This is a genomic window from Rickettsiales endosymbiont of Peranema trichophorum (genome assembly GCF_004210275.1).
Classification (GTDB): Bacteria; Pseudomonadota; Alphaproteobacteria; order Rickettsiales; family Midichloriaceae; genus RICK02.
On record NZ_SCFA01000034.1, the window covers coordinates 1 to 21,097 of the forward strand.

Genomic DNA, 21,097 nt, shown 5'->3' on the forward strand with positions numbered 1-21,097 from the left:
ACCATGCTGATCCATACTTGTTATTAATTTTTGCATAATTTAAACTCAAGTGTTTATTTGACTAATTTACCATTTATTTTAGTATACCATTTAAATGAATCATGCAATACATTTATCAATACTCATTAGACCTCTTGCATAACTCATAAATGAGTGAGGAATTTTTAGGAAAAATGCAGGTGAGCACCGCAGCATATCCTATATATGTGAGGAGCGCAGACAAATTTTGACGACAAAATAACCACTCAGAATGAGTTAGGCAAGAGGTCTATTGTCTAAAAACCGGCCATTTTATAGACTCCACACTGGATTCAACATTTACCATTCCATACCCGTCTCTAAATTATGCTTGTCCAAAAATGCTGACTACCCTTTTATGGAAATCAGTTTGTTGTGCCACTGTCATTACGGATATGCTCATCACTAAAAAAGCTCTTCAAGTGTAGTGCAGTCATCCGATATCTGTACGTTGTCCTCTATAGACTCACAATAACAGATGCTGCTGCTACCATCCCTTCTCGTGTATACCAATACGTCTATGTCGTTATCCATGTCCGCGTCTACCCATAGCTTCCTCTCATCTCTCATGCATCTGTCCACTCTAGCATTCATCGTGTCTATAACCACCAACTCCTTACCCTCCTCTACACTTGCCACAGCATATTTGTACTCATTCACATCCTCCTTAATAACCCTATGGCCCATACCCTGATATAATCCATCCTTACAGTAGCTCCCTACCACAACCTCCTTGCCGCTTAAGCTTCTTTTCTGTAGGCTTTCTTCTTCTCTAAGGCAAAAGGTTTTAAGTAGCTCCCTGATCAGCTCAGCACAAACGTGACTACCGTCCTTTCCGTTATCTACTCCAATGTTGGAGTGATATAACACATTTTCTTCGTATAAGCTCCTTACACCTTCTACAAATATCTCCGTCCCCCCTAGCTTAATAACAGGATTACCAGATGCATAACTCGTGCTGCTCATCTTGTTCTTCAGCTCGTTAAAACTTTTAATGTCCTTAAACTCACTGAGGTCAAGCTTGTCTCCGTACTCAAAGTCCTTGATTCTTACCACTCCCTTCGCATTCGTTATTTTAAACACATCCCTTCCTTTGCCTCCAGTCAATATGTCATCTCCTCCTCCACTCTCTATCAGGTTGTCCCCTTTGTCCCCTGATAATACATCGTTATATTCAGAGCCTATAATGTTTTCAAAGTCATGTAATCTATCACCCATCTCTTGTTCTATAACCGATAAGTTAACTCTAACGCCCTTGTTAGAGTTCCTGTAGCTTACAGTGTCTGAACCTCTTCCTCCGTACATGTCATCAGCACCTTCTCCTCCTTCCATTACGTTGTCACCATGATCTCCTATCAGCTCATCGTCATACTGTGAACCTATCACGTTCTCAAAGTTTCTGATATCGTCCCTGATATCTGGATCATCCGTCATAAAGCCATGGCCTAGCTCTAGATCCACTGATACTCCTGTTTTAGACGAGACGTATACCAGTGTATCAACCCCATGTCCTCCGTCCAGCTTGTCACCTCCTCCTTTGCCTTCTACAATGTCATTACCACCTCCAGCGTGTATGTTATTTTTTGAGTCAGTACCCACCAAAACATCATCGTATAATGTTCCTATAACGTCACTAAAGTTGCTTATCACATCACCTTCAGCATCTCCACCTTGGCATTTTCCAGTAGTCAAGTCCACCTTAACCCCAGAGCTTGAATCTCTGTAGCTTAGTGTGTTAGAGCCTTTACCTCCATCTAGTCTATCACCACCACCTCTACCCTTGATAACATCGTTACCATCGCTTCCGTAGATTGTATTTGGTTTGTTATCTCCAGATAAAGTATCACTTTTGAGTGAGCCTATAATGTTCTCAAAATTGTTAAAGGTGTCTGCTCCTCTTTTTGGTTTAGTACTCCCGTTGTTAAGGAGGTCTATGTTCACAACCTTGTCGTAGTTTTCGTAGCTTAGTGTATCGCTACCTTCACCACCGTCCAGCTCGTCACCCCCTCCTAGACCTGCAATAACGTTGTCTCTGTGGTCGCCAGTTAGCTTGTCAGCATGCCGTGAGCCCGTAAGATTTTCAATGTTTAATAGCAGGTCACCTCTGGCATCACCCCCTTGTCCTAGAACTCCAGGCACAAGGCTGACAGTAACACCAGCAGAAGAATTAGCGTAAGTGACGGTATCTATGCCATCCCCTCCGTCTAGGTCATCTGCTCCAGCTCTGCCATCGATGATGTCGTCGCCCGCTTTGCCTTGAATAATGTTTGCGTCTCTGTTGCCTGTGATAATATCGTCAAACGCAGAACCGATAATACCCTCAACGTAGCTTGACCCCTCTGTCAAATCTATTTGTACAGCTTTAGTGACATTCAGATACGATACTGTGTCATACCCGTAATAGCCATAAGTCGTACTCTCTCCATGCATAGCAATCAAATCGTCGTCACCATTTGTTCCAGCTGCCATAGTAGTAGCATATATAGTGTCACCTTGAGTATATGTAATGATGAAGCCTCCGTTACCTTTGAGCTTTGCAACATTAGGTGCAGTCTCAGATGCAGCTATTGTACTCACCTTAAACTCATTGTTCATCTTGTTACCCTCACTGTCATACACTTGAGCATGAACTCCTGGCCCCCCTCCTTCCTGTCCCTCACTGTGCCATACAACAACGAAGTTGCCATTGCTTAAGCTCGTAATGGATGGATGGTATTGATTACCGGTGGTGTAACTGTTCACTTGAAACTCACCACTCAGCTTACTACCATCCGCTCCGTATCTTTGGCCGTATACGCCAGCACCACTACCGTCTTGTCCCTCACTGCCCCAAGCCACAACAAAGTTGCCGTTGCTTAAGCTAGTAATGGATGGAGCGTTTTGATTACCGGTGGTGTAACTGTTCACTTGAAACTCACCACCCAGCTTACTACCATCCGCTTCGTATCTTTGGCCGTATACGCCATACAAACTACCGTCCTGTCCATAACTGTACCAAACGACAACAAAGTTGCCATTGCTTAAGCCAGTAATGGATGGACCGTATTGATCACTGTTGGTATAAGTGTTCACTTGAAACTCACCACCTAACTTACTACCATCCCCTCCGTATCTTTGGCCGTATACGCCATACAAACTACCGTCCTGTCCATAACTGTACCAAACAACTACAAAGTTGCCATTGCTTAAGCCAGTAATAGATGGATAGTATTGATAACTGTTGGTATGAGTGTTCACTTGAAACTCACCACCTAACTTACTACCATCCGCTCCGTATCTTTGGCCGTATACGCCAGCACCACTACCGTCTTGTCCATAACTGTGCCAAACAACTACAAAATTCCCATTGCTTAAGCCAGTGATTGATGGACCGTATTGTTCACTGTTGGTATAAGTGTTCACTTGAAACTCACCACTCAGCTTACTACCATCCGCTCCGTATCTTTGGCCGTATACACCCCACTCACTACCGTCCTGTCCATAACTGCTCCAAACAACTACAAAACTACCATCGCTTAGAACTGTTGCCTTTGAAGTACCCTTATTGTGTCCACTAGACTGAGTAATCACAAATTCTGCCATAAATTGCACTCTTTTTATCAATTGTTAATATCAATGTATTGTTCTTTTGCTTTTATGTTAAGCGTAAAGTTTCTTGAAGTTGATTGGTTTAAGTGGTTTTAAAGATATTCTAGTATATATCTATCACACTGTCATTATAGATGTTGTCATTAAGTGCACTTTTTATGAATCTACCACACACGCCCTTCATTCTTCATCCCTACAACCCTTTCTCGTCTCTTTTTTTGTCATCGTCGGTGCTGTAAATGGTCTCGTTCTCTTCATGGATATCCCTTGTCCTGTCCCTTCCATCCGGTTTCTTTTGTACCCTAACATCGTGATGAATCTCATTAAACTTCTTCTCGTATAGTTTGGTCTCGTCTATTTGATCAGCAGTGCCGCTTACACCAAACTTTCCACCTCCTACGTTCGTCACATCCTCCTTTATCGCTTCAACCTCATTGCTTAGCAGATTCTTGGTATGCTCTAAGGCCTTCTCCATTCCCCCCATCTTGCTCCATAAACCGCCTTTTTTGATGTCCTCGGATAAAAAATCAAAATTAATTGCAGAAAAATTCAAATTCTGCAATTCTTCTACACTAAAACCACTGCAATCAGCAGATTTAACACTGCCCCAACCCTTCCTCACTAGCCCCTTGTTCCTAGCCTGCTCGTTAATCTCTTTGGCTATTTTAGAGTCGTAGCAGCAGTAGACCGTCCTTTCTATTAGACATATGCCCAACTTCTTGCTTGCACAGTATTTCCCTATTTCAACACATTTCCCTTCTTTCCTTGCTTTGGCTAATATTTGATCCTTCTCCTTACATCTAGCGCCAATTGCACTACCCCATCCTCCCATGCCATCACAGCAGCTGGTATATGAGGTCACCTTCTTATCACAATGCTCTCTTCTGCCTTTGAAAATAGATACGTCGCGCTCCAAATTCCCCTGCATCTCTTTAAGCGTAGCAAGCATCCCAGCCGCCGAAATCATCTCATCGTTACCCTCATAACTCATGTCAAAGCATTTGCCGTCAATGCACCCAGGAGCTTTTGTACACCCCGCGTGCCTTCTTTCCTCCGTACTGCCTCTTCGGACGCTGGCTAGCCTATATCGCTTCTCTTGTCTGATGTACTTCTCCGTTTCTTGACACTTGTACTCCCTTACTTGAGCTACGCACCAGGCTCCTATCTGTTCCTTACAAGTCGTCTTGTCCAGTTGACAAAAAGGCTCCTCATCAAAACCTACACAATCATTCCTTGCATAACCAGTGCATTTGTATACATCCTTGTAACGCCAGCATTCCTTAAACACCTGCAATCCATCAATCTCCCTAGTCCCGCCAGGCTCTATACAGTCCCTGGCTACTCTTATGCATTGCCCTCCAGCCGCACCTTCACTCAATAGCATAAGAATACTGGTGATCAATCCACAGGACAGTCCCCTTCCCATTTGTCATCCTCCCATTGATTACAACAATATTGCCTTGCTCTGATTCGAATGGCCGCGTGTCCACCCATGGTATACAGCAACTCCAATTGCAGCTCGTTCCACCCCTCAACCAACAGAGGCTTAAGATCATATTCCCAATTTTCCCACACAGTTTTGCCAGCATTATGCCAGCAGTTACCCCCACCAATGGCCACCCCATCTCTGATAAGCTGCCCGTTAATGCTGATCCTTAGCAGGTTATTCTCATGTATGCTAATGACTCTAAATTCTGAAACATTGGGCTTATCTTTGATATAAAATTTGGCCGTAAAGCTTTTAGTGATACACGCTTGACTCCCATGATTCGGATCACCATAGACATATGGACGGTTTTCCCCAAACGATAAAATGTCCCCATTATATTCCCAACTTAAACCATTGCTAGCTCTCATAAACTGCTCGTTACTTTCACTAGTGTATAAACCGCCCTCGTTTCGATTAAAGGCGCATGGTATTTTAGATGCACAGCCACCCGCTTTTAAACTCCTAGTGCAGTAAAATAACCTGTCCTCGTCCTCCTCACAAGTTCTTCTCGTCTCCTTAATTCTTCTGTCCTCTACGCCCACGAAGTATTCTTCAAATTTCGCCTCTTCTGGGGCAGCTTCACTACCTGTTGCCTTACATCCAGAATCCATTGCTTTGTTCAACACAGATAATGGGCTCCTACTGATGACATCGCTTTGCTGTATAAAATCCTTATGCTGTAACTTGCCAACAGTATGCTCCGATCTGTGCGGGTTTCGCGTGTATGAATCCCTGAGAGCTCCGATTGCCTCTCTTTCTTCCTTGTCAGTGATCGTACCACCGCCTTTGATCACCTCATCTCCAGCTATTCTAAGATCAGATTCCGAAAGCGTCACCTCCTTTGGATTCTCCGAAAACTGAGGCAGAGATTTAAGCTCCTGCTCCATGTCTCTCTTCTTCATCTCATTTAGCAAAGCACTTGCTTCAGGCTGATATGCTGCTGGGTTCTCCTGACAATATACATTATCAGCCCTGCATAAGGCGGCTGTCATGATGCCTAATACATATATCAGTCCCCTTCCTACTCTCATCCTCATCCTCACCCTCATCGACCATCTCCAGAACCCTCAAATAGCCGTATCACGTGATCAAAACTTACATTGCCGGATACCTTGTGAAATTTCTTTGTTTTGCAACTCTCTTCATTTTTGCAGCCTTTGTTATCGTATGCAATCACGAAAGTTGGTACTATCTTAACATCAAATTCCTTAAAAGCTTCTGGATCTATAAGCACACCATATCCAGTCCTTTTTATGATTTCGCCCAAAAATCTAACAGTGGCAATGTAGCTACCGTCCTTAAATCCTCTCATCACAGGTGTGAATCTGTAAACTCTGGCTTGCTTGAGAATCCACTCCAGGTTGCTTTTATTCTGTGATAGCGAGATAAACACTAGCCTCCTCTCATTCACCTCAACTCCTCCACTAATGTGCTTTTGGTCTTCTTGTGCATGCCGCATTGTTATGTCCGCCATTTCTTCCTTGTACTCATCTACTTTCTTTTTAGATGACTCTGATATGTCTTGAATTTCAGGCATATAGGGTTCTATAGAGTTTTTTATGGAATTTGTATCGCCACATCTCTTGAGAGCTTCCGCTTCAAGCCTAATGGATTCCTGACTCTTTGAAGCTATTCTTTCAATCTCCCTCTCACTGCTTCTCGCCCTGCCCACAGACACATCGCTTGCACACACCAATACAAACATTACAGCTCTTAATACTAATACGTACAACATATTTCCCATATTTCCAGCTCCTAATGTAAACAACAGTACTTTTTACGCCATATCAAATACCCAAAGTCTTCCCCACTCCCCGGCACTTCCCTACCAGAACCCCAAATAGCAGTAGTTCTCCCAAAAGGATTACAAGTCATCGGACCCTTAGCATTTGCTATAGGAAAGGTCATTTGAAGTTTGTATTGCCTCTTCTTCACTTTTGGAGCAATTCTCTTTTTGCACACGTCACTCACCGTATCCCATGCCAACCCTACCCTGTGCAACCTTGCTATTGTTCGCTCAACTATTAAACTACTCGCCTGCACTCCTCCAACATGTCCTTCTATAAACCCACCAAATGGATAAAGGCTACCATTACATCCTGCACACCAAAATAACTCATCCCTTGAAAAACCACTGTTAGCTGCCATACAATCCGCAGCGCAAGAGAGCTGTGCTGCCAAGTTGCCAAATAACACCGCCTCCGGATTTAAAATAGCGTTCAATTCGTCGTTGTTCCAAAGAGGATCAAACTCACTCATATAACCAACGTCTATCGATGCTTCCTCTAAACACAAAAAATCCGTTAATATTTCCAACCAGTACATCACAGGATAAATATACCAATGCACATGGTAAAAGCTGTGCTTCAATGCAGCATTATTTGTACTCCTTGCGACCGTCCCATGCTTCTTGGTACTGTGCATCAACTGGACGCCACCTAAACTTACCATACAATACGGTGTCCTCGTAACATCCGCAAGCCTCGCAGGCTCCCAAAAACTAATCGGTACCCCAGGTAGCGGCACCTTCGCCCCACCAACCTCTCTAGGACATACACACACCGGCGTTCCTGGATTATCTGTGTCTTCTCTCCCACCAGAATAAATGGACGTATTACCTATTTTGATGGGAAAAATACAACTCCAACATATGTCTGTGATCGGATTGACAAACTTCCCAACACAGGGTTCTGCCCACACCTCCCAGGTACACAAGGTGTTTGCTAAAATCAGTATGAGAAGGTAAAAATTTGTATGCTTCAACATTCTGTATTAACCGTTGCAATTCTGTGATACCATTGTTACAATACGATCGTGACAACAAAAGTTAAATAAAATCATGCAACCTCAAGCACATCAAGATACACCTTTCTCCCAGTTTGTGAATTTTGATACACATAAGCACTTTCAGGCTCTGTCCCAGTCCGGCTTCACTACACAACAAGCAGAAACCATACTTCAGTCTCTCCTTGAGGCTAGACACTATGATATTTCTAAGCTTGCTACACAAGAACAAATCATGAAGCTTGAGTTCTCGACACGTGAACAAATAACTAATCTTGATGTCTCCCTGAATGAGCGGATAACTAATCTTGATGTCTCCCTGAACGAGCGGATAACTAATCTTGATGTCTCCCTGAATGAGCGGATAACTAATCTTGAAGTCTCCCTGAACGAGCGAATTCTTCATCTAGATAATAGAGTCGCAAGTCTTGATGAGAAAATTACCGCTGTGCGCGATGAGATGAAAAATTACGTCACCCGGGAACAGCTCCTTGAAGCCAAGCACGATATCCTGAAATGGATGATACCACTCTTCCTTGGGCTTTTCGCAACCTACATAGGCACTACCATTGCAATATTGACGCAGCTGGCAAAGTAAGCCTCTCACTTGTGCCCCTCAGTCAGTACCACTTCCTGAATCAACAGCCTGTTATTTTCCTGCTTGACTATAGCAGGCAATGCCCTGATGTCCAGCTTCTCAACAAGTAGTCCTATCTGATCAAAGTACACCTCTACTCCGTATTCTTTTTCCATATCTATGGGCGAACCATCCGTCAATATCAACTTTGGCTTAATCTCCTCCTCGTTATATCTCCTTAAAGCATATTGCACCTGCTGCTCTTCTTCTCCATTAAAAAATATCAGTTTGTATGGCATATGTACTACGTCAAGTGGATTAAATGTACTTCCAGCTTTACGCAATACTTTACCTTCAGCATCCTTCAGATCTTCTTGAATTGTAACAGTTGGATCATATCTGAAAACCCTTGTCTGTTGGGCCCTTGGTATACCTAATCCACCAGGATGCAATACACCGTCCTTTATTCTCCTGAGGATTTCTTGATTATGTGCCTCTAATTCTCCGGTCTTTTCCATCTCCACCAGCTTTTCTTTAATTGACTCTATACCGTCTTTTTCCTCTATATTCCAGGTACTGCCAATCACTCCGAAATCTTTTGTATATCCCATCACAGAAATCGATATCATAACAACACACACCATGACAAATAATCCATGCAGATCAAATGTGCCCATATTTTTCCTTGGCTACATATTCTATCGATTCTGTAAGAGAAATACCCTGCTCTCTATACTCCATCACCCTCCTGTACTCCTCCGGTTTTGTGGAGTATAAAACCATAGAGAATGGATCCAGTATCAACCTCCCAATGCTACAGTGCCCCGATGTCATGATCATTACTTCTGCATACTCCCCAGGCTTTGTGGTAATAGACTCTAGCATCTTCTGCTGATGATCGTTGATTTTGAATTTTTCCGTCTTTCTAAGTAATGATATGGATTCACTCTTCTGTTTCAAACAACATAGCCAATCACTGTTCATAAATGCAGCCTCTGCTCCAGGCGATGAATAGAAATCATCTAAATTCTGCGTTCCAACAACTAGTGCACCCCTATACTTTCTTAAGGTCCTTGCAAGTTTCTCAATAAATTCTCCTCCCTGCTTACCTTTTAGTAGATCCCACGCTTCATCAAATATTATAGCGCTTTCTATTTGCCTATTACCAAGTATCACAGTATTTGTAATGAGTAACATCAAAATTTGTACAACTACCCTCTGCAGATCAGGCTTAACCTTCAGTTCCTCTAGTTCCGTCACTACAAACTTAGATTCAAAATTGATATTGGCAGTACCATTAAAATACCTACCATATACCCCTTGCCTCGTATATGGAAATAGCATAATCCCCATTTTCTGACATACTTCATCCCCTCGTTCTAAAAACCATTCCGCCACGTCTCCAATACCAGCCTCCTTCCCTTTGGACCTCCACACCTCTAACAATGCTTTTTCAATTAGAGAGTCTTCATAGTCACCAGTACCAGATTTGGGCGCTACCATCATACTTATGATCGGTTTTAACACCGATAACGATTCTTCTACATTCTCTCGCGATGTATCGTTGATAGTGCTAAATGGGTTCAGACAAAGTTTCGATTGCACACCAAACTCTATAAACTGACCTCCTAACTGTCTAGCCTGCTTCTCAAAACTTCTACCAACATCAAGTACATACACCCTGCCCCCCTGTCTCAAAATACTTGTTGCGAGTTCCTGCATAAATACCGATTTTCCAGCTCCACTCCGACCCACCACAGACACGTTGTAATTTGTATTGCCTAGTTTCTCATCAAACGGGTACCAATAAAACAATTGGCCATGTCTACTAGCAAATAACATTCCAGCTCTTGATGTGCCCTTGCTATCTCCCTGGAGCGGTAATAAGTTAACTACCTCATACGATAAAGTGGTTCTTGTCCTTCTCATATAGCTCATGTCCTCGCTGATGCCTTCACCCCAAGACAGTGGTAGCATGCTCAATAAAGATGACATTACTGTAAACTTGTCTCTGGACAGTTCCCAACCATTTGATCTGTATAAACTCAACATCAGTTGCTCCGATGAAGTAATACGCTCCTTTCTATCTATGATCAAAACTTGATAGTGGGATCTTACCAACCTCTCATTCTTTTCCAGCTGCTCCCGCACGAAAGTCCACTCCTCAGCTTCCCTTTTCAATGCCGGTATCCATCTCCCAAGCGGTGAAGCAGCCTGAGATTCCACTCTGGAAGCTTTCGCCAACATGCCAGTTCTTCTAAATTTGTTGTTCTCTATGTAAACTCCAAGATGTATCAAAAATGAGCAAGGTATTTTCAAAAAATCATTGAAATTATCTCCAATGAAGTTGCTCATTAAACCGAAGCTCCAAGTACTAGGATACCTTGAGACGCTTAATAGCCTTATATGATATTCTCCATCGTCGATACCAATACCATCCTTACTCAGCGAATATCGCCTATCCTTGTCTATGATCTGTTGTCCTAACTCTTGTAGTTTATTCCACTCCTTGTTGCTACTCGTTGCACTGCCATCATAATTCAATATGTCAGAGAGGTAATTAATGAAATCAGTAGGGTCAAACAACCTCACCTGTCCACTACGCGTCTCAAATACGCTCACCACCTGAACTTTTAAATCAGCTATTTTCCTCTTTATCATAGCGCTCCTTTCTGTGATAGGCACAGATACAGAGACAACCCCCCTAAAATCCCTGATTGTAAACTTATTCACACTGTTACGACTTAGATTCCTAAAATATTGAGCTCTTTTCTTTTCTATACTTGATAACATCTCACAATCATCCTCCTGAGTACATACCCAGTAGTCTATCAAATGGTCTACCTTTGGTAGTGCAGATAGTAAAAATTGAATACTTGTCCCAGGAGGAAGTATGCTTTTAAACAATCCAGATAGCTCATTTTCTAGCTTACTATCACTACCGATGAACAAACCAATCTCAAGTACAAATCCCATGCTATTGTTGCTAACAAATATTCCATACTCAGAATCATATGACTGATAAGGCAACAGGTCACTCAAGCTGGCCCAGCGTAAAAATTCTCTAGATTTGCTTAACACAAAGCTTTGATCCGATTTGACTCCAAATTCGCTATTTTCACCAAGATATAGCGCTATTTTTCTCGCAATGCTATCTAACATTCACCCATTTTCCCTTTTCAAGAATCGTATAAATATAGCTTTCTTCTACGTAGTTTCCTTGCTTGTCTTCAAAACCGCTAATCCAAATCCGTCCCGTTTTCTCAGGTTTTCTCAGTACCGAATTTGTCTCATCATCCCCATCAGAAGGATAGGTAGAATCCACAAACAGTCTCACAGGCACATTCCCAGATAAGTCCCCAGATGCATCAGTGGCACCAAGCTCACCACTAGAGGTCATAGCGTTTACTTCACTGATCGATTTACAGTTTGTACCTTTCCCAACCTTGCAGTCCTGTTCCTGTGATACTGTGCAACTACTAAGAACACAAACCATAAAAAATATGATAAGCTTATTGAGCATACTTTTCCTTTCCATTTTGAGGGTTATCTCCATCTGAAGTCGAGCTCCTCCTAAGCCTCAAACTTTCCTTAACGTTATTGCTACCAATGTCTGCGCCTTCAGTAAATACCACGTCTACAACTCTTCCGCTCTGTACTTGGACAATGGGCTGTATACTCTCTGCACGCTCTATATAGTATTTGGATAGCCTATCCATACTGCCACTAGCACCACTGACGACACCTTCTTTCAACTTCTCAGTAGCACTACGTCCTGGTAAAATCGCACCTACGGAGCTAACAATTGCAGATTTCTCGGGGTTTAGTACACCACCAATACCCTGTAATACTCCACCCATTACACTCTTTGCCAGATAGCCTCGCCCCTTTTCTACCACGTGACCTTTAATACCTGCTCTACCGTCTTCTCCAGCTATATAACCTGCCACCTCTGTTTCTATAATCTCACCGCTTACTCTCTCTACACACGTTAGCTTCTCAAGCCTTGCAAATACTCTTTCGCTAGATAAATCTCCATAACCACTTGCCACTATGTGACAGTCTTCTAAATCACTCGTAAATCTCCTAGGTAACGTTCCAGGGTCAATTAACCTAATCAGGAGCGGCCTTGGATCCGCAGATGCAGTTAAAGCAGTAGACGCGTCAACCCCACCAAGTATTATAGCCTTAGCAAAACTACCAGCAGGAATAGTGTCCTCTTTATTCTTAATAGGAGCATGCCCTGGTTGTTGTTCGGTCAATGGTATTTTGACCTTGCTAATTCCATATCTGGCAGTACCTATCGTACCCATATCTCCAGTATTACTAGTCACGCTATTCCCGATGCCGTCAATCATGTTTCTTAGTTCCGCAAGCTCTTGGCGCAATATCACTAGTTCCTCAGAACTCTGGCCATGTGCAACTGTACCACTAGCCCTATTGCTTGCTTTAATCAAATCAGACTGTATTGTAGCCAAGGCATCCTTTACCCCTCTGATGTTTTCTTCCTGATTATAACGCCATACGGTTTCCGAATCCACCTTGTCCCCTATCACCTCGATCTCCTTCTTATATTTTTTCTCGCGTTCAGCAGTGTCGGAACTATTCCTTAATGTAATGGGCTGAATCTGCACCAGTATAAGAAGCATAGCCATTACTATCACTCCCAACATAACCCCAGCAATAATAAGCTGCTTTTGAAATGTGCTTAAGCTAAAACCAGGCCTTTCTTGCATTTCATTGCTATTATGCTCATTTGCCGTTTCATTTTCCATTGTATCTGACCTTATACAACCGAGTTGTCTGATTTGGTTCCAAATGTCTATCTTCGATCATAATGGCTATAGGCGACATTTGGCCTAATACCTTCTCATTCTTCACAAACGATTTTTCTGCAAGCATCACACTTTTATCGTCTACATTTTTTATGGTCCACACTTCCAATGTATGATGCCTAATTCTCCTTTGTGTCAGTAGCAACATCTCCAGACCGTTCTCTATGTATGCCTTCTGTTTTGCATCAGATTTGTAGTCCAGTCCCACTTTTATAATCGATATGATCTCATCATGTACCCCGTGCTTGTTACCTATATATCCAACGTCTATTGAAACATCGCTTTTCAACAATATAACTTGCCCATCTATGCTGGGTTTAATCACAAGGCTAAAATCCTGGGTTTTCCCTCTTTCTGTAATAACAGTGAAAGTAGCTTTAGTGGCACTATCTACCATTGGCTTAATAAAGATCTGCCCCAGTTTAGAGTCGCTTTCCAGTGCAAAATCATCGTCTAGACCTATTACCTCTACTATTCTGTCACCCTCTACTTTGATACGATTGGATTCAGATCTTCCTATATACCCATGAATTCTCCGAGTTTCGTTCAGCTGGTATTCCTGCGTACTAGCCAGAGCAATACTATCACATATGACAATGAACAGAAATATACCGAGCGCTACTAGATATTTCTCATTCATACTTAGTTTCAAACCCTTTTAGCATAAACACCCCTCCACTATAGCCAAATGTCAATTCATATCTCTCTTTACTTTGTCCTATTCTAGTGCCTGCAACATATTGAGTTAACGTCCCTACTACCTCTGATTTCAGCTCTTTTGTGTTAACTTCTACTTGTTTTGGAGCAAACATAGTGCTCACTCCCTCCTTTTGCATCCTTCTGGCGTCTGCTATCAGCCTTTTTTCAAGATCATGATAGTATTCTGGCGCAACATATCTCAGTATTACGTCCTTTCTATATTGGTGACTATCTGGTGTTGTGTCCAGCATCATCTTCGTAAAAAAGAGACTCATCTCTTCTATATAAGCTTCTGATACCAGGTGGCCTTCTACCCAAAAACTTTGCTTGAAGTAAGCCGGCACCACTATAATTCGCTCATCTTTCATAAACAACAGTCCACTAAGTAGCATATTGGCTATAAGAAGCCCAAGCGATACTACTAGAAACCCATTTCTCTGCTTGACTAACCTATCTATGCTGTTGTTCCATCTAAACAGCTCCATAGCTACCCTATATATTCCCTAACGTGCGAAGGTATTCTTAGCCTCATAGACTTGTGCATCCCAGGCAAATACCAGTAGAAAGCATGCCTAAGAAAACCGCCACCTATATACTGCTTCACGTATCTCAATGCCGCGTAAGTAAGAATACTAAGCACTAGACCAGTCATAGGAAACTTGAATAAACAGCCTAATGATATCGGTAAAAATAACGCACTCATCTCGTCTGTGGTCCAAAATGCTATTCTAGTAGGACTATCCAAATATCTCAAAATGACGTTCCTATCGTACATGTTGCACCTGTGTTTAGTGTCTATACTTTGAATGCGCCGTTTACAAAGCCAAAGAAAACGTTTACAAATACCAAATATGCTGCACCAAAAAGGAGCATTGTCCATCTAGAGGTGATCAAGGCAAAAGCAGCTGTACCTATCCCCGCAGCATTCAAAACTATGGATATACCATGGCTCTGTATTTCGTTCTGGACCTTCTGACTTAAAGCGGCCATGCCGTTTATGTTTTCTATGGCACTTATGCCGATCTCCGGATATAGCACGACCGCCATAGGTATCACAAGTAGGGAGACACGCAATAATCCCATCCATCCACCTTCCTTTGATGCAATCTTATTGATGGCATTAGTCCAATAAGACTGTATACAGATTGACATCAATATTGCAGTGTTTTCTAATTTGCTGATCACTTTACCACTCATCTCATTCCTCCCTCGTTAAATAGACATTGATCAAATATATTTGTACTTACGTCGTTTCAGTAGTCTCTTGCTTCTGTTCCTCGGACTCCGCAGATTCCTTAATACCAAGATCTTCTAGTTGGTGGCAACGTACAAACAGACCCTTATCAGTCTTTGATAAACTTCCCTTGATACTTACAGTGTTTCCCACTTCTAAATACTTGGTCGCGAAATCTATTGTTTCTTGATTCCAAATAAACACATCGATAAGCTCTGTTCTTTTATCATTTGGTACTGTTACGGTAATAATTGCAAAGTCCTTCCCTTCTTTTGTCTTCAACCCCTTCACTTCTTTTGACAACTGACCAATTAGTTCTACTATATTTTTGCTTTTGTTCATTTTACCTCTAATGTTTTAAGTACTACAGAATATGGGCTTAATATACATGCTACAATTCAATGTAAAATAGTAATAAAATAATAGCAACACATCTAGAACATGTTGTGCAATATTTTTCTTCACTGAATCTGGTTTTTCGTTTATTAGTCAAACTTTTGTAGTACTGAAAGTATGTCCGCAAATTAATTGGAATGAAAAGAATTCGGGCAAAAGTCGTCTGTTAAGTTGTTGGCAAAGACAAATGGATTCCCGTTTTTGCGTGAAATGACAAAAGAGGGGAGCGGGAATGGCAAAAGGAGAGACGAGATTGGTAGAGCAGGAATTTATGGTAACAATATTTGCATATGCCACGCCTAAAATTGATTATATCAGTAGACCCCAAAACCATTACTTCAGAGAAGATCGTTCGGCGTTTTTGTATTTTCTCAACATTCCATTGTTCGCTCTGAAAGTAGTAGATTAATATTTTCCCCAAGATCTTGTATACGACCCTCCATCACACTTCTTTTTAACTTCTTGAGACCATCCAACGTCTCTAGACCTAAACCCCTCTTCTTTATTCCTGCATCTAATCCTTCCTCTAGGTCTTTCAACATCTCCAATCTATTTTTCCCCGTCTGTTTCTTCAGTACATACGTTTCATATAATATATCGTATAAACCCTTATTCCTCTCGTCATATATCAATCTCTCCCCGCTAATATACCAGCTACCTCGTATATATGACTTTATCCCGTATCTGTTACCGTCCCCCTCAAAACCCTCTTCTAACACGTATCTTTTAAACTCCTCTTCCTCACACACCCTTGCTTTCGTCACCAACGATACTTGTTCTACCGCTTTTTCTATGATCGCTTTCTTCTCCTGTTCTATATTTTCACTGACTCTGTATCTGTCTATTACCCTGTCCCCTACTCCGTACCCTCCTCCTAATATTTCTTCTATTACTTCTTTTCTGATCAACCAACTAAACAAGGCCTTAAAACCTTGCCTTGTTGTTTTCTCTCCCATCAAGAATTTGCTGCTGTTTACAGTTCGTGCATATTGCCTCCACTTCTCCATGTTGGTCTCAAATATTCGTATGTATATGTCGTACAGTGTCTTTGCTATCTTTGCGTTGCTATAGCTTCTGATAGGCGATAGGCTATATCTGAATTCTTCGTTCCATATATTTACCATTTGTTGTGGTATTGTTGATTCTGATGGTTCACAGGATGTTAGAAGTTCTGTGTCGTTGTTGTCTGATTGAGTGTTTTCTACTTTTTTGGTATCAAGTGTGAGTTCTTCTGTTTTTTTTGTTTTCTCAATGTGTGTAGAAGAAGATCTTTTTGGATATTTATTCTCTTTCATACTATTATTGATTTGTTGAGTTTCGACAAATCGATATGTTGCCTTCACTTCAGCACCGTTCAAGGATATGTTTACACCATAACCTCCTGCAGTAATCTTAAGTACCGTTTCGTACTTTACTAGCCAGCTGAACGTTGCTTTAAAGTAACTTACTCCACCCATCAAAAAATTACTACTGGTGACGAGTCTATAATATGCTCTCCATAACTGCATATCCTGCTTAAATATACCCTGCCACAGTTTGTATAATCTCTCTACAATAGTGGTATCACAGTAAGCAGGAATATGATGACCATATCGTTCTGACTCCTCGTTCCATGCTTCAATCATTGCTTCAGCAACAAGCTGCATCTTACACATTTGTTGTTGATCCAGCGTATTGTTATGTACGGACGGTGTTACTGCAAATTTAGTAGGTGTTGGACTAGAAGGGTTTGTGATAGAAGATACAAGAGCGTTATACTTCTCCTCATTGATCGAATACCATTTTGTATGATTCTTGTGATGTGAGTTAACTTTTGATGTGAGAAGTAAACCAGACTCTTCTAATGAAGATATGGTTTTTCTTAGTCTGTACATTGACCAGTGACTAAAATGCTGTACATGCCACTGCTGTAAGGAACTGTAAAACCACTGACCAGTCAGATGAGGTATACATCTTCCACATTTAGATAACCAGTACTGTACTTGATTTAAAAATATTGCCTGATCCTGACCTATTTCATCAGCAATTTCTTGATGAAATAGAAAAACCCTTAGCTTTCCTTTGTTACGTTTTAACATAAGTAATTCTATAAAATGATATTGCAATTTTAAATTACTTAAGCTAAACTACTTTTAGTATCTTGTTTGAGCCTAGCTTAAGCAAACATTAAAGCTCTAATTTCCTAGATTAGAGCTTTAAGTCCCCCGCGGGGGACTGTTAATCGTCCTTTGGTAATACGAGCATAGTATTTAGCACCTCTATTAAAGAATTGTTAATCGTATTGATATCAATTGTCTTACTTCTAATCAACACAGAAATATCGCTTGGAAAGTGTATAGAGTGATTGAGATTGCTATCTAATCTCCAGGTAAATAGATGTCTACCTTGGTCATCAGAGACTTTGACACTTGTGGCCACATCCAGGACCTGTGTGTTAATGTATTGCTCCACCAAGATCTTCAATTTCTCATATCCTATCTTTCCATCTCTAATCTTATCTTTTAGTAGTATGATCGCTTCAATGTAATTGCTACCTCTACTACTGAGTTGTTTAATTTGTTCTGCTGTTCTTAAAGTCACTCTAGAAAAGTCTTCTATCGCATCGTGTATCTCTTTGGGTATCTTGCTGAAAGATAATAGCCTTGATACTTGTTGCTTACTAATTGACAGTTTCTCTGTGAGTTCCTTTTGAGTAATGATTTGGTTGCTGATTAGCTTGGCATAACTCATGCCCCTTGCATAATCCGACAGACCTTTCCTGTTCAAGTTTTCAGATGCTTGTATGATTGCAGCATCGGTATCTGTTAGATGTTTAACAATCACTCTCAGATCGACTTGAGCCAATTTAGCTGCGTGCCACCGCCTCTCTCCAACTATGAGCTCATATTTTACACCTGTGGCTGAACTCTGAGCAGGGCGCACTATACAAGGTTGTTGTTGTCCTATGTCTTTAAACTCTTTAGCAAGATTTTGTATATCTCCAAGCTCGTTTGCCGGTCTGTCGTGAAATTCCCAGTTTTTGATCTCGTAAGGAGATATAAGAAGCACTGTATCCTGCTCCATACTGCTCTGTATCATCTGTGGAGCGGGCTGTTCTTGTAGCTCCGTGACAGTATCATCAGTACTTCCAGTACCTGCAGTACTTGTTGTACCTTGATCAATAGGGGAGGGGGGTTGATTAATCACACCACCAGTTGCGTCGATGTCCCAAGGTCTATAGGCTCTCTTTTTGAAAGTTTTTTGATTAGTTTTGATGCTGTCTATTGTGGGCATATTAAACTCTAGCTCTTTGACTTAATTCTTGTATGTTAATCTTCAATAATTCACGAGTTAACAAATCAAAATCGTCCTTAGCAGTGGACCTTTTGAGACTGCTAAACAGATTCTGGTTCATATCTGTGGCGTTTGGAATTTCTTGAGATTGACGTATAGCAGTGGTAAATGCATTTCCCAGATCTGTTTCCGCTGCTATAGTAGTTTGAATAGCTTTATCTGAAAGTATTGTATTGCCGCTAAACTTATTTAAAAACACACGGTAATTAATTGTGTGTTGGTACTGTGCAGAAATGTTATTAATTTCATTTTTCAGGATTTTTAAACCTTTTGCGCTAAACTTATCAGGATTCAAAGGTACTAGGATTAAGTCAGAATACAATGAAGCAGCCGTCACTGAGTGCCCCATCATAGGGGGACAGTCTATGAATATGAAATCGTATTCGTTCTCTATTTGACCCAATATCGATTTAAATATATTGTGCAACGGTGCTTTGGTGATCGCCAGTTTGCTATCAAGGGTCACATTTTCGATGCGGCTTGGTAGCAGGTAAATGCCATCTTCGACCTGAATGATGGATTCTCTGATCGATGTATCCTTCTCTATGACGTCTATTAATACCGGAACGTTATCAGCGTCAACGTTAAAAGCGTCAGTTAAATTACCCTGTGGATCGAGATCTATGAGCAGAATTTTTGCTCCGTAAAGACTAGCCGCACAACTGATATTATGTAAGGCCGTGGTCTTACCAGTACCCCCTTTCACTATCTGAAAACAAATTTTCTGACGTTCAAAGTTAAGATTAAACAACTTACGCGCTATAGAGTGTGTGATATATGATTTGTTACCCATTTTCGGGCAAGTGATTTGTTGAGCCTTTAATTGCTTATGTATTGCTTGTAATGAGACCCCTAACAATGTCGCTAAGTGTGTTGCTGCAACTTTCGGTTGTGTTTCGTTAAAGACTTCCATTGGATTGAATTGATTAGTTGATGATTTTTCTCACTTTGCTATATGCGATCAACTAAGTCAAGAGAGTTTTTATGTTTGTTTTTTGTTTTGTGCGATTTTGATCATATTTGTTAAAATAAAATTAAAAGCGTAAATCTCTTCTGAGCCTCAAAAACAAGTATGGATGATTTGTTGAGGTAAGGGTCAACTGAAGCTAGTGAGCTCCATAAAAGAATCTTAAATGATACCAAATTTCAGATTAAATTAGGCAAATGGGTTTGAGGATGAGGCTGCGTAAGCGTATTGAAATACGTCACAAAAAAAAAGAGTCCTAAACGAGTTGAGAGAGAAATGAGGTGAGAGGAAAGATTTTAGGTACTCTGATGGCTCTGAAGTCGCAATCTACATGTTGTATGTTTGGAGCTAGCTGAAGTGCGTGGGTTGTTTGAAGTACCCGATGGAAGTAGGGTAGGGCTGGGTTGAGTCTGTTTGTACTGTCCGGGTCTACATGGATCAAGAGCCATGGTCTGTTTTGTTTGGTGACAAGGAAGTCTACAATACGGTGTCGTGTATCCTGCAAGTAGAAAAGAGAGGCTTGTATGTTATAAAACTCATTCCAAAAAAATATGGATTTAAAGAGATGAGATGCGACAAAATTTTTTAGTCTCAGAGCATGATCTTGAATGGAGGACCAGTCTATTAGAAACAATCTAGGTTCTGAAATGAAGGAGTGAGAGAGAGAATGGCTCCAGGGTCTGATTATGGAACAAAAGAAGAAATTTTGGAGGTGTGAGAGCCAATGTGCCATCATCTTGGGCGATTGCTCTGCTTGCGCTGGCAATGTGTGTTGAAATAATCTGGGATGTGTTTGTTGTGACCACGATTTCATCAATACAGCCAGTGCGTCTAGCTTCACAATTCTAGAGGAGCGGGGAATATGTGTGTACAAGTTGTATTGCAATTAGAGAACCAATCTACGAAAGTAAATTTCCTAGTTTGCCAAGCCAGGTTATGACCTCCTTTGTATTCTCGGGGGCTTGTCTGGGATTTTAGCCTTGTCCCTGAAGACAAACGAGCGGCCTCTATCTTGCATCCCGATTTCAGAACTCTAAAATATTCTTCAGCACCATTTTATATCTGTGGGTAATAGTTAGCCCCCCCCACGTGTAGCAAAAATCGCTAATGACAGTCTCGTGAAAGTGTACTACAATGTCTGTAAAAGCCCATGAACTGGTAGGTTTAGAATGGAGAC

The 21,097-nt window shown here is 41.3% G+C and carries 19 protein-coding genes; 1 reads left to right on the forward strand and 18 read right to left on the reverse strand.

What is annotated here, in order from left to right:
• Positions 1–423 precede the first annotated feature (423 nt).
• The 5 genes from EDM53_RS01550 to traU all read right to left on the reverse strand — a co-directional run bounded on the left by EDM53_RS01550 (position 424) and on the right by traU (position 7,861).
• Positions 424–3,600, reverse strand: coding sequence for a calcium-binding protein (locus tag EDM53_RS01550; protein ID WP_130121754.1), 3,177 nt, complete (start codon positions 3,598–3,600; stop codon positions 424–426).
• Positions 3,601–3,799: 199 nt separating this feature from the next.
• Entirely contained in the window at positions 3,800–5,032 is a 1,233-nt protein-coding gene (traN, locus tag EDM53_RS01555; protein ID WP_130121756.1) for a conjugal transfer protein TraN, read from the reverse strand.
• On the reverse strand, positions 5,005–6,132 hold the full coding sequence (locus tag EDM53_RS01560) for a hypothetical protein (protein ID WP_130121758.1): 1,128 nt from the start codon (positions 6,130–6,132) through the stop codon (positions 5,005–5,007). Before EDM53_RS01560 ends, traN begins: the two co-directional genes overlap by 28 nt.
• Positions 6,133–6,140: 8 nt before the next feature.
• Positions 6,141–6,839: a type-F conjugative transfer system pilin assembly protein TrbC gene (gene trbC / locus EDM53_RS01565; RefSeq protein WP_130121760.1), complete on the reverse strand. Its 699-nt coding sequence runs from the start codon at positions 6,837–6,839 to the stop codon at positions 6,141–6,143.
• 11 nt (positions 6,840–6,850) lie between these two features.
• Positions 6,851–7,861: a conjugal transfer pilus assembly protein TraU gene (gene traU, locus EDM53_RS01570; RefSeq protein WP_130121762.1), complete on the reverse strand. Its 1,011-nt coding sequence runs from the start codon at positions 7,859–7,861 to the stop codon at positions 6,851–6,853.
• 73 nt (positions 7,862–7,934) lie between these two features.
• Between traU and EDM53_RS01575 the strand changes: the two genes are divergently transcribed.
• Positions 7,935–8,477 (forward strand): CCDC90 family protein, encoded by a 543-nt coding sequence (locus EDM53_RS01575; RefSeq protein WP_130121764.1) that lies wholly within the window; start codon positions 7,935–7,937, stop codon positions 8,475–8,477.
• Between the two features lie 5 nt (positions 8,478–8,482).
• Here the strand turns inward: EDM53_RS01575 and traW are convergent, their stop codons facing one another.
• From traW to EDM53_RS06550, 13 genes are all read right to left on the reverse strand, one after another.
• Positions 8,483–9,133 carry a type-F conjugative transfer system protein TraW gene (gene traW / locus EDM53_RS01580; protein ID WP_130121766.1) on the reverse strand — a complete coding sequence of 217 codons (651 nt, stop codon included), beginning with the start codon at positions 9,131–9,133 and terminating at the stop codon, positions 8,483–8,485.
• Positions 9,120–11,618, reverse strand: a complete 2,499-nt coding sequence (gene traC / locus EDM53_RS01585) for a type IV secretion system protein TraC (RefSeq protein WP_130121768.1) — start codon at positions 11,616–11,618, stop codon at positions 9,120–9,122. Before traC ends, traW begins: the two co-directional genes overlap by 14 nt.
• On the reverse strand, positions 11,608–11,979 hold the full coding sequence (locus EDM53_RS01590; protein WP_165379548.1) for a TraV family lipoprotein: 372 nt from the start codon (positions 11,977–11,979) through the stop codon (positions 11,608–11,610). Before EDM53_RS01590 ends, traC begins: the two co-directional genes overlap by 11 nt.
• Positions 11,969–13,231: a TraB/VirB10 family protein gene (locus EDM53_RS01595; protein WP_130121772.1), complete on the reverse strand. Its 1,263-nt coding sequence runs from the start codon at positions 13,229–13,231 to the stop codon at positions 11,969–11,971. Before EDM53_RS01595 ends, EDM53_RS01590 begins: the two co-directional genes overlap by 11 nt.
• Positions 13,221–13,931 (reverse strand): TraK domain-containing protein, encoded by a 711-nt coding sequence (locus EDM53_RS01600; protein ID WP_130121774.1) that lies wholly within the window; start codon positions 13,929–13,931, stop codon positions 13,221–13,223. The genes EDM53_RS01595 and EDM53_RS01600 overlap by 11 nt, the downstream gene beginning before the upstream one ends.
• Complete coding sequence (gene traE, locus EDM53_RS01605) at positions 13,924–14,475, reverse strand: type IV conjugative transfer system protein TraE (protein WP_130121776.1); 552 nt, start codon at positions 14,473–14,475, stop codon at positions 13,924–13,926. The genes EDM53_RS01600 and traE overlap by 8 nt, the downstream gene beginning before the upstream one ends.
• A 2-nt stretch (positions 14,476–14,477) precedes the next feature.
• Positions 14,478–14,765: a type IV conjugative transfer system protein TraL gene (gene traL, locus EDM53_RS01610; RefSeq protein ID WP_165379549.1), complete on the reverse strand. Its 288-nt coding sequence runs from the start codon at positions 14,763–14,765 to the stop codon at positions 14,478–14,480.
• A 20-nt stretch (positions 14,766–14,785) separates the two neighbouring features.
• A complete protein-coding gene (locus EDM53_RS01615) occupies positions 14,786–15,187 on the reverse strand; it encodes a hypothetical protein (RefSeq protein ID WP_130121780.1) in 402 nt (133 codons plus the stop codon).
• A 46-nt stretch (positions 15,188–15,233) separates the two neighbouring features.
• Complete coding sequence (locus EDM53_RS01620; protein WP_130121782.1) at positions 15,234–15,566, reverse strand: single-stranded DNA-binding protein; 333 nt, start codon at positions 15,564–15,566, stop codon at positions 15,234–15,236.
• A gap of 425 nt (positions 15,567–15,991) precedes the next feature.
• A complete protein-coding gene (locus EDM53_RS01625) occupies positions 15,992–17,698 on the reverse strand; it encodes a hypothetical protein (protein WP_130121784.1) in 1,707 nt (568 codons plus the stop codon).
• 139 nt (positions 17,699–17,837) lie between these two features.
• Positions 17,838–18,893, reverse strand: coding sequence for a ParB/RepB/Spo0J family partition protein (locus tag EDM53_RS01630; RefSeq protein ID WP_130121786.1), 1,056 nt, complete (start codon positions 18,891–18,893; stop codon positions 17,838–17,840).
• A 1-nt stretch (position 18,894) separates the two neighbouring features.
• Positions 18,895–19,866 carry a ParA family protein gene (locus EDM53_RS01635; protein ID WP_130121788.1) on the reverse strand — a complete coding sequence of 324 codons (972 nt, stop codon included), beginning with the start codon at positions 19,864–19,866 and terminating at the stop codon, positions 18,895–18,897.
• 310 nt (positions 19,867–20,176) lie between these two features.
• Positions 20,177–20,761 (reverse strand): DUF4143 domain-containing protein, encoded by a 585-nt coding sequence (locus EDM53_RS06550; protein ID WP_410528549.1) that lies wholly within the window; start codon positions 20,759–20,761, stop codon positions 20,177–20,179.
• Positions 20,762–21,097: the final 336 nt, after the last annotated feature.